This window comes from Tissierellales bacterium, assembly GCA_035301805.1.
Lineage (GTDB): Bacteria > Bacillota > Clostridia > Tissierellales > DATGTQ01 > DATGTQ01.
In genome coordinates, this window is record DATGTQ010000075.1 from 1 (window position 1) to 11,013 (window position 11,013).

An 11,013-nucleotide genomic window follows, 5' to 3' on the forward strand; every position below is an offset into this window, starting at 1 on the left:
TATGTTTCACTAACAATTAAGTATTCCTCATTTTTATGTAAGAATGTAGGTAATTTCCCTATTCTTCCATGATCCACATTAATACCAATTATTACTCTGAAATCTTTTACAAAATATATCTCATTTTCATATAAATCATATAAATATATAGCATGATCGTCTTCTTCATATCCACTATTTACATATCTTTCATATTCTACACTGCTTCTATCAATGTCTGTATAGAATAAAAGATAGTGTTCATTAATAAAAATTGGTATGGAAGTAATATCTTCTTTGGTATTTATAAAGTAGCTTTTTTTATCCCCACCATCTTTTCTATTTATTTTATCTACTTCAAGTTTCTTTTGGTTATGTGTTTTGATTATGATAATTTTATCATTTATAAGATGCGTATATTGGGAGTACCTTTCATTTTCTGATACTTCATATCTATAAATCTCTACGGTGGTATCCCTATTTATGTCGTATATAATTATACAATAATAATATTTATCAGCTATCTTTTTATGAGTTTCAAATAATATTTCCTTACTATTGCATTCTAAAACCTCCGTGTATATGCCTTCCCCATAAGGCTTTAAATCTATAATTTTCAAATTTATTCCCCCTACTACAATTAGTATTAAAACTCTGTTTTTTCAGATAATATAATTATCTCACTTAAATTATATTATCTCTATGCAACACATTAATAATCGTAACCCCACCTTATAAATTCAATTTTTCAGGAAAGTACTTAAAATATCTTAGGATAGAGCTTCAAACCCATTGATTTATCTATACTTTATGCTCGTGTCATTATTATACCACGTTCCCCACAGGCGTGGTCGAGTGGGAATTATAGTTTTTGTTGAATATTTGAAGCTATTTTTATGTTTTGAATATAAATTTAGAGAGGATTGATTTATTGGTGAATCCTCCCTAGATTAGTTGTTTACAATATTTTGTTATGTTTTAGCTTTATATTATTATTTAAATATATTCGTATCAGCAGTTTGATACGAGACCATCTATAGGATATGTTATAGAATCTGAATAATTGAAGAAAATATCATTGGATAATAGTTCAGAGACTTCAACATATTTATTTTAGAAATAGTAGAACCCATTCTTCATTTGTTTTATCCCACCAAAATTTATCAAAATACATAGCCAACCCTTCCCTAATAAAATTTGATTTTGGTCTATTAGTAGTATATGAAAGAATGTTAGCATCTTCATGATAGCCAATACATTTAATTTCGCCATTATAAACTGCATAAATCTCATCAGGGTGATTGTCAAATCTATTTATATAATAAAAAATCATAATTTTTACTCGAGGTCTTCTTCATATATTTTACCTCCCATATACTATTCGTACTAGCATCAAAGTTATTCCCTACTATTCTATTACAAATTAGAATAGCTTGTCTTACTTATGATAGAGTTCATTGCACCGTTGTGCTAACATTTTTGCCATTAGTATTTTAAACTCTTGCAACAACTCTGACTGGGGATCCTTCTGCCTTAATTTTTAGGGGTAGTGCAATAATCTCAAATTTATCTATATTCAATAAACTTTCTAGGTTTTTCATGTTTTCAATAATCAGAAAATCTTTTTCTAATAGTATTTTATGAATTTCAAAGGGATATTTATCTGGTGCTGGCAAATCCATTCCAACCATTTTAACCTTTTTATTTACAAAGAATTCGGCTAACTCTTTTTCAACTACTGGGTGGTTAATAAAATACTCAGCACATTCAAATTGGTTCTCAAAGCCTGTATACAAAAGAACAATGCTATTTCTTTCTACAATATCCAAATACTCTTTCTTCATTTTAATAACATCTTGATTTCTAGCATCAAGTAAACATCCTTTTCCAATAAATTTGTCTGCAGAATAATCACTTACTAAAATATTACTATCCATTAGATGGCTGGCAACATCAATATGAGTTCCAACATGCATACCAGTTTCTAACCTAGAATCATTGTATTTGTCTTTATTCAAAGATCTGTTTCGATACAGTTTTAACTCTTCGTCATATGGATGCGTAGTGAATCCATCCTCTATGGTATAACTTAAATCAATATACTTAGCCATTTACTCTACACCTCTTTGATAATTTCTAAGAGAAACCAAAAAATAATTCCTAAATATCTTGAAACTTCACTTCTAATATAAACATTATGTATTATCAAATCTCTCTAATTATTTTACATGGGTTTCCTACAGCAATTACACTATCAGGAATATCTTTAGTCACAACACTTCCTGCTCCAATTGTTACGTTATCTCCAATTTTTACTCCTGGACATATTATTGTTCCACCACCAACCCAAACATTGTTTCCAATAACTATTGGTTTAGCAAATTCTTTTCCAGTGAGTCTTTCCATAGGGTCTATTGGGTGAGTAGCAGTATATATTTGAACATTTGGTCCTAAAAGTACATTATTCCCAATCTGAACCTTATTGACATCAAGTATCACACATCCATGATTAGCATAAAAATTTTCTCCAACTCCGATATTGTATCCGTAATCGCAATAAAACGGTGGTTCAATATAAAAAGGACCTTTTGCTTTAATTAATTTATTTAGGATTTTCTTTCTTTTTTCCTTCTCATTTGGTCTTGTATGGTTAAATTCAAATATTAGATTTTTTGCATAATCTCTTTCTCTTATCAACTCTTCGCCACTAGCATTATAATAATTACCTGATAACATTTTTTCTTTTTCACTTTTCATTATATTTTTCTCCTCCATTTGATTCAGTAATAATATTATCTTTATTCCAACGCATGAATTTAAATTCAACATTGATTGAAAATAGATATACTATTTATTTGAAGCAAATATAGCCTCAATAATAAGTTGAACACCAACAGCTATAACAAATGGTACCCAGACATATTTCCAACTTAATTTAAATCCTACTAAGGGAATTGCTCCAAAAGTAAATATCTACAATGCTCCAGATATATTTCCATAAATCATCATTGTTTTTGTGTCTGAGTAATATTCTATCCATTGTTTCATATATTACCGAAAACAAATTATCAATATATTTTTTAACCCTATCTCTAATTTTCAATTTCCCTTTATATTAAATTTATCAATTATTTTTTTGCAAACTCCCAATCTTGTTTGTTAAGTTCATACACATCTTTACCTAAAGTAGTTATCCTATAATACTTCCTTCTACCTCCTTGGGTCTCATCCCCCTAAACAAATTCTGCTTCAAATTAATCAAGTATCTATAATCCCTTTTTGCCTGGCTTTTTCTATAGCTTCCACACGATTAGATACATGGAGCTTAGAATATATGTTTATAAGGTGAGTCTTAACTGTTGAAGTCGATATGCACAAAAGATTCCCTATCTCCTTATTAGTTGCACCTGTAGCCAAAGCCACAAGTACTTCCATCTCTCTATCCGTTAAAAGCAAATCTTTCTTATCTGCTTTTAATAAAGCCTGCAATTCAATTAAAAACTGTCTCTCTCTTATACCAAATTCCCCATAGTTTTCGTTCTGTATAATTTCAATGATAGGTCTTACTATATCCCCTTCTAATATGAAGGGTAAGATGATTTTATTCCCATAGCTGTAATGAATAGCTTCTCTGAATAAATTTAATATCTCCCTTCTATTGGAAATAAAATTTACATTGAGTATCTTAATTTTTAAGAGAGTAGCCTCTATAATATAAGTTCTTATTTTATTTCGCCTTGCAAATTTCAAGACTTCATCTACCATTTCTAGTGCTTTCTCATCTTGTTCCTGTAGAAACAATACCCTTAAATAGGTAAGCATATCCTCTTTCCTCATTTTATTTCCCTGTACCTGGTTTTCACATACCTTCACGAAATCATCTATTATTTCTTTTTCTGCTGATTCTAGATAAATTAAATATTTTAGCAAGGATGAGATATATACATCATCTTCATACATATTGCTACTCATAAGCTCTTGGATTAATTTAATTGCTTCTTTGTTTCTACCCTTCAATATGTTTAATTCCATTAAATTATATAAATATCCTCTCTTTAAAGGTACATAGCTACTAGCCGACATTCCCTCTGCCCTATATAAAACCTGTTCTGCTCTATCTAATTTCAGTTGTTTTATATATATGCCAGCCTCCCCAATATAGGTATTAAAAGTAAGCGGAGATAAGAGTGGATATTGATGAAGCATATCATATAATTTCTTATATAATACCATACACTCTGATAATTCTCCTAACTGTTCTTTTACTTGAGCCTTTAGACTGTATGCAAAATATTTTATATAGGGATTTTCTACATTTCTCTCTATAGATATAGCCCTATCTATAAATTGCAGTGCTATATCATATTGTTCCTGTAGACTCAAGAATAGAGAGAGATTTAGATAAATAATAGCTTTAGTTGTATCATCTATAGCCATCTCCTCTATCTCATCTATTGTCATAATATCTGTAGTAATATTATCCTCTTCCATTAATGCCCTAGCAAATTCGAAAATTCTATAGTCCCTATCATTCTCAATTTTTTTCTGGGCATACTTTAGGACTTCATTGCATTTATCTAACTGTAGATTACAAAAATAGTAGAAAAACAAGTGAAAAGTCATTTCCCTATCTATCAATACATTTTCAATTGGAATTTGACTTAAATACGACCATGCAAGGGGCTTGTGCTCTATGTTTTGAATAAGTTCAAGAGTAGCTCCATAGTCGGGAATCTGTAATAGATGTGCTATAGCTTCTTCCAGATCACCTAAATCTTCATATATTTTTGAAGCCCTTATATGGAGCTCTTTCTTCATCTCGAAGTCCAAACTTGCAAATTCAAGTCTTAAAAATTCCTCAAACATATTGTGATAGCGATAGTTATCTCCATTCATAGCTATAATAAATAGATTTCGATCTATCATACCTGCGATGAGTTGTTTTGAAGTCTGTACATCCAATAATTGGTTACATATTTCCTCATTAAAATAATTTAGAATTGAGGTCTTAATTAAAAATTCTCTTTCATCTTTATCCAATACATTTAGTATCTCTTTAGATAGATAGTCAACTACATATTTATTTAACACTTTTATACTGTCAATAGAAGCGTTCTCATTATTTAAAAATGCAAGTCCTACAAGTTGAAGACCTCCAATCCAACCTTCTGATAGTATACTGATCTGGGAAACAATTTCATCATCTTGCCGCATTTTCAATGTCTGTCTTAAAAAGTCTATTCCCTCAACATAAGTTAGCTTTAATTCCTCTTCTCCAATTTCTAAGAGTTGATTAGAAATAGCCAAATCTCCAAGATAGAAAGAAGGTTCTTCCCTAGTTAGAACTATGAAACTCACATTATCTGGTGAATATTTTATAAAAAGTTCTATAGTTCTAACTAGATTTATATCATATATATGGTGAAAATCATCAAGGACTATGACGATATCATCATCTTGCTTATTTAATTGATTAATGAGTAAAATAATAGTTCTTTCAATATCTTCTCTATGGACTGCAGTCTTAAACAGAAAAAATATGTTTTCATATTCGTCCTTTAGATAATCCTTTAAAGCTTTCAAAATATAATACCAAAAAGAAAAGATATTGTTATCACGACTATCTAATGTAATCCATTTAAAAGCAATAAAGGGATTCTCTTGTGTAAAACAGGCTAACAATGTGGTTTTACCGCTTCCTGCCTTCCCTTGAACTAAAGTAAGCTTATAGTCTAGAAATGTTTCAAGTTTTTCTAGCAATAACACCCGCCTTATGTGATTTCTTCTAGGTACTGGCACTTTTAGCTTAGTTGATATTATTTTTAAACTATCTTCCATATAATCACCTATATACTTAGATATCATTTAATATATACCATTATATATCAATATCTACCTTTACGAAACCTGATATTGCATAGGATGCTACTAATTCCAAATAATGCTACTGACAAAATCAGTAAATAGCCTATTTGCGTCATATATAATCCTATTGACTGTCCTCTTTCAACTCCCTGTATCATATCTAAATACTGTTTCTGAGGAAATAAACTTACAACCTTAGCTATAAATTCATTGCCTGTTTGGACCTCATTAAAACTACCAGATAGTATAGATGTTAAAACAATGATAGTACCAGATAAAGCCATAGAATTATCTAGCTTTTCAACAATAGTAGTCATAAACATAGCAAAGCTTATTGCTAATAGTACAATTACAAGCAACAAATAACTATATTCGCCATATCCAAATCCTATATCCTTTTTAAGTACCTCTTTTCCTATTATCAATACAAATAGAGATGTCATATATACCATTATAAAGCTAAATAAGAAATGACCTACCATATATTGCCCCATATTGACATGGCCTGCTATAATTCTTTTAAGCATTTTACCTTGCCTATCCTCCACAAAAAATTTCATATACGTAAGTCCCTGTAAAAAAATAGGCACAATTAAATATCCTAATATATTAGAAGCCACTCCCCTCTTTCTATAATCTTGATTTGACGACATTTTAGGGTTCGTTGTCAACTGCTCTAATTTCGTTCTATACATATCATTTTTTGCAACTAACACGTCCATGCTGCCATTTCCCCTATCTAATAACACCCCGCAATACTTATTCATTATAAGATCTGATTTAGGTGGAGTTTTCTCCATAACCTCTATATTAACATATGGAAAATCAAACTGGAGATCGTCTCTGTCACTTACCACTGCAATATTTATCTTTAACATTGTTGCCGTTGAAAAAGTAACAGCCAAGAGCATTGTTGTAAAGGTCACCACCATAAATACTATAGTTTCATTTTTTCTGCTCCAAGCCCTATAAAAATTATTTTTAAGTATAGATCCTATTTCTATCATAGATAATCCTCCATCTTGAATATTAACTTACAATTTCCTATTAATATAATAGATGCTATAGATAAGCTAATTACTATAGGAATGAAAAAGCTCGTGTTTCCATCATATATTATCTTAAATACTTCTTCCATTATCCATTTAACAGGAGATATATTAGAGACTTTTTCCACTACACTTCCAAAACTATTTATGGGGAAAAATAGCCCACCTAATATTGCAAAAACATTGTTTACTAAGCTCAGTATTGTATTAGTAAGCTCTTCACTTTTAAAAATACAACATAAAAAGACCCCCATGACCGAAGAAAATAGGTTAAACACTAATAATATACAAATTACATACGGAAATATATCTTTTGATATATTCACTTCTAATAGTGTCTGCAGTAAGAATATTACACCTATCAAACTAATAGACGTAAATAGAAAAGTAGCTGCAATTTTAGATAGATATATATATGATAAATCTATAGGAGTATAGGCAATCCGAAGATTACTGGATTTTAAGCTTTCCTCCAAAAAACTATTTGATGCTGTAACTGATACATTAAGGGCACTATATATAAGAATGGTAATACCATAATATTCATAGGAGGTAATCCCGTATCCAGAATAACTTCCATAGCTTAAATGGCCTAGCACCAAGACCAGTAATATTGGAAAAACTGTATTGTACATTAAAAGAATTGGATTCAAAAAAATATTTCTAAAATCTCTTTTAAAAATTATAAAAAACTTCATCTATTTCCCCCCCTTTAATCCCTTAAGTTACGCCCTGTAAGTTTTAAAAATACCGTATCTAAGTTCATTGTAGTGCTTGAAATATTATTAATTTTTAGACCCTTATACATAATAGTAGATATGAGTTTATCTAGGTTTTCTATTCCCCTTAGGACAGATACCAGAATTTTGCGATCTACTATCTCTACATCGGTTACTCCTTCAACCATATAGAGTTCATCTTTCTGTAACTTTTCCATATTGTCTACCTCTATATAATAGACTTTCTCTTCTCCCAGCATCTCTTTCAGTTCTTCCTTAGTTCCCTCTGCTATTATCTCACCCTGATCCATAATTATGATTCTCGTAGATATCTCTTCAACCTCTTCCATATAGTGAGTACTATATATTATGGTGGTCCCAGCTTTACTCATACTCTTAATATGATCTAGTATATGATTTCTCGACTGGGGGTCAACCCCTACTGTCGGTTCATCCATAATAATAATTTTAGGATTATGGGCAATGGCACAGGCTATATTTAACCTTCTCTTCATTCCTCCAGAAAAGGTCTTAGGCTTATCTTTTTTTCTCTCTAATAGTCCAACCGAATTTAGAGCCATCTCTACATGACTATTTAGGGTTCTACCTCTAATGCCATATAGTGATGCAAAAAATTTTACATTATCTTCTGCAGATATATCCTCATAAATAGCTATATCCTGTGGTACAATGCCAAGGATGCCTTTGTAGTCTTTTTTCACCCTCTCCACCTTATTACCACGGAAGTATATTTCGCCATCATCGTAGTCTAATACTGTAGAAAGTATATTGATTAAGGTGCTTTTTCCCGCTCCATTAGGGCCTAGAACACATAGTATTTCTCCTTCCCTTACATCAAAAGAAATACTATTTAGTGCCTTTCTATCTTTATAGTGCTTTTCTAGATTTCTAACCTGTATAATTGACTCCATATTCATCATCTCCTTCTATTTTAATTCTACTTATTTTATGCATAAAAAAATCAACCTAATGGTTGACTTCATAGGTTGATTTTTTATAAATGTGCTGTTTAACATTATTCCCCCGACTATTACGGGAAGATAGATCTATGTCAATAGTTTGGACAAAATTTAGGTTTCTTGGTGGTTCTCGGCCACCCTTAACAATAAATTTAAGAGGGCTATCCTAAATGAGGCTGTTTTAGGTATACATATAACATCATAACATCAATTATATAAAATCATTGCCAAAACTATTTATTTTAGCACATAAAATAGTCTTGGCAATGATAAAATGAAGATATTAAATTGTTATTTTTATACAATTAGGTATTTCTTGCTAGATTAGAGGTTGTTAATTCTCTCTCAATTCAGGGGTCCAACCCCTGAATCATTGTTCTTCATTAAGATAGTTTTGCAAAACAAGTTTTTATCTTAAGAAGTAGCATCCTCACTAACTAAATTCTCGTCATCTGCTAAATCATTGTCATTTGTACTATCTTTATCCAAGAGATTAGATAGAACATCTTTAACATTGAATCCCATAGTTTCTCCAAGACTTTCTTCAAGCTGTGCCATAGTATGCATAACATTTTTTGAGAGATCCGTACTACTTCCACCTATTATATTTATCTTATCTATTGCACTCATAGGTTCCGCTATGTTTTTAGCCACTTCTGGTAACATATCAAAATACATCTCCATTATAGCAGCTTGTCCATATTTCTTCATAGCTTCTGCTTTCTTATCAATACCCTCGGCTTCAGCTATTGCCTTCAATCTAATTGCATCAGCTTCCGCTTCTCCCATCTTCCTAATACCTTCTGCCCGTCTCTCTATTTCATACTTCTCTGCATCTGCTTTTTGTTTTCTTTCATAGTTCTCCACATCTGCTTCGTTTTTCTTACTTGAATATAATTTATTTCTCTCAATTTCTATATCTCTTTCAGATTTCATTAAGTTTGCATCAGCAATTTTCTCTTCAACCAGTTTTCTATTCTCTTCCTCTTGTATCTTATAAGCTATATCTGCCTTTGCTCTAATTGTGTCTTCTTCTATTTTCATCTCTGCTTTTAATTTTGCAAGCTCTGTAAGCTGTCTGGTCTTCTCCTTATCCGCTTCTACTTCAGCTTGAGTAGATTCCTCACTTGCCTTTGCAGCTTCTATCTTAACATCTCTTTCAGCTTTAGCCTTTGCAATAGAAGCTTCCTTCTTTATTTGTTCAACATTCTCAATACCTAAGTCCTTAATAATTCCGTTTTCATCTTCGAAAGATTGAACATTAAAAGTTATAAGCTCTAAACCCATACTAGCTAGATCTGGCACAACATTATCTTGTACTTTTTTGGCAAATTCTTTACGGTCTTGAATCATATCTTTAAGTTCCATTTGCCCAATTATCTCTCTTATGTTCCCTTCTAAAACGTCTGTAACCTTATCTACTATTTCAGAAGGGTTATAATTTAAAAAATTCTGTCCTGCTAAACTTAACATGTCTGCATGACATCCAACCTTAAGTGTTACAACCGAATCCACTTTAACATTGACAAATTCATTTGTTGGAACATATGTACCAGTCTTGACATCTACTGTCATTAATCCCAAATATAACTTATCAACTCTTTCAAGACCAGGTACTCTTATAGATGATTTACCTATCACCGTCTTCTTTCTAAGACCTGATATTAAATAAGCTTCATTTGGTGGTGCTTTTATATATCCTAATTTTAAAACTAATAAAATCAATAAAGCGATAACTAATGTAGTTACTAACTTTACTATTAATGCCATTTCCATACTGATCACCCCACTTAATTATCTTTTAATTCAAAGTATATTTTACCATGTAATAGTATTTTTTACAAACCTTTATTAGCCTAAAAACATCAAAAATATAAAATCCTTCTACATAGTGTATGTAAATATATACATTCTTTCTTCAGTATTGCATGGAAACTCTCTATACAAGCACATTAATGAATATCAATTAATAATATCATCAAAAATTTCTAATAACATATTCTTATATTTCATAAAATATCCCCTCCTATTACTGTATTAGAAATTGCACGTTTAGCCTGGATCGCCATACCCTGCTCTAAGGGAATACCTTTTACTATTGGGGTTCCCCATGGTAGACATTATTGTACTTATATTACCTATTTTATAATATAATTCTGGATTAGATTTAAATATACTATCCCTAATAGAATTTACAGCTACAGACTTACCATCACCCTTTATTCCATAATATATATTATCCAGTCCTTCTTCAGTATTGGATAATCCATATAATGTGGAACAAGTGCCAACTGCAAAAGCTCCAAATGCTATTGTAGTTGCCAATCCCCCTGTAGCAACAATTAATCCTAATCCTGCAACTACAGAGACAACACCACCTACAGTTTGTAACCCTCCTTCTGCTATACGTTCTTTTGCATA

At 31.0% G+C, this 11,013-nt stretch carries 10 protein-coding genes; all 10 read right to left on the reverse strand.

Annotation, left to right across the window (positions count from 1 at the left end):
* A partial coding sequence (locus tag VK071_03140; GenBank protein HLR34306.1) for a hypothetical protein occupies positions 1-599 on the reverse strand: 599 nt, incomplete at its 3' end.
* 488 nt (positions 600-1,087) lie between these two features.
* On the reverse strand, positions 1,088-1,312 hold the full coding sequence (locus tag VK071_03145) for a hypothetical protein (protein ID HLR34307.1): 225 nt from the start codon (positions 1,310-1,312) through the stop codon (positions 1,088-1,090).
* A 160-nt stretch (positions 1,313-1,472) separates the two neighbouring features.
* Entirely contained in the window at positions 1,473-2,090 is a 618-nt protein-coding gene (locus VK071_03150; GenBank protein ID HLR34308.1) for a cyclase family protein, read from the reverse strand.
* 94 nt (positions 2,091-2,184) lie between these two features.
* The gene (locus VK071_03155; protein ID HLR34309.1) at positions 2,185-2,736 is read right to left on the reverse strand and encodes a sugar O-acetyltransferase; all 552 of its coding nucleotides are present in this window, start codon (positions 2,734-2,736) and stop codon (positions 2,185-2,187) included.
* Positions 2,737-3,237: 501 nt separating this feature from the next.
* Positions 3,238-5,844, reverse strand: a complete 2,607-nt coding sequence (locus VK071_03160; GenBank protein ID HLR34310.1) for a LuxR C-terminal-related transcriptional regulator — start codon at positions 5,842-5,844, stop codon at positions 3,238-3,240.
* 20 nt (positions 5,845-5,864) lie between these two features.
* Positions 5,865-6,851: an ABC transporter permease gene (locus tag VK071_03165; GenBank protein ID HLR34311.1), complete on the reverse strand. Its 987-nt coding sequence runs from the start codon at positions 6,849-6,851 to the stop codon at positions 5,865-5,867.
* Positions 6,848-7,591: an ABC transporter permease gene (locus VK071_03170; protein ID HLR34312.1), complete on the reverse strand. Its 744-nt coding sequence runs from the start codon at positions 7,589-7,591 to the stop codon at positions 6,848-6,850. The genes VK071_03165 and VK071_03170 overlap by 4 nt, the downstream gene beginning before the upstream one ends.
* A 14-nt stretch (positions 7,592-7,605) precedes the next feature.
* Complete coding sequence (locus tag VK071_03175) at positions 7,606-8,544, reverse strand: ABC transporter ATP-binding protein (GenBank protein HLR34313.1); 939 nt, start codon at positions 8,542-8,544, stop codon at positions 7,606-7,608.
* Positions 8,545-9,006: 462 nt separating this feature from the next.
* A complete protein-coding gene (locus VK071_03180; protein HLR34314.1) occupies positions 9,007-10,368 on the reverse strand; it encodes an SPFH domain-containing protein in 1,362 nt (453 codons plus the stop codon).
* Positions 10,369-10,644: 276 nt separating this feature from the next.
* Positions 10,645-11,013 (reverse strand): hypothetical protein (locus VK071_03185; GenBank protein HLR34315.1); only part of this gene is annotated, 369 nt, incomplete at its 5' end.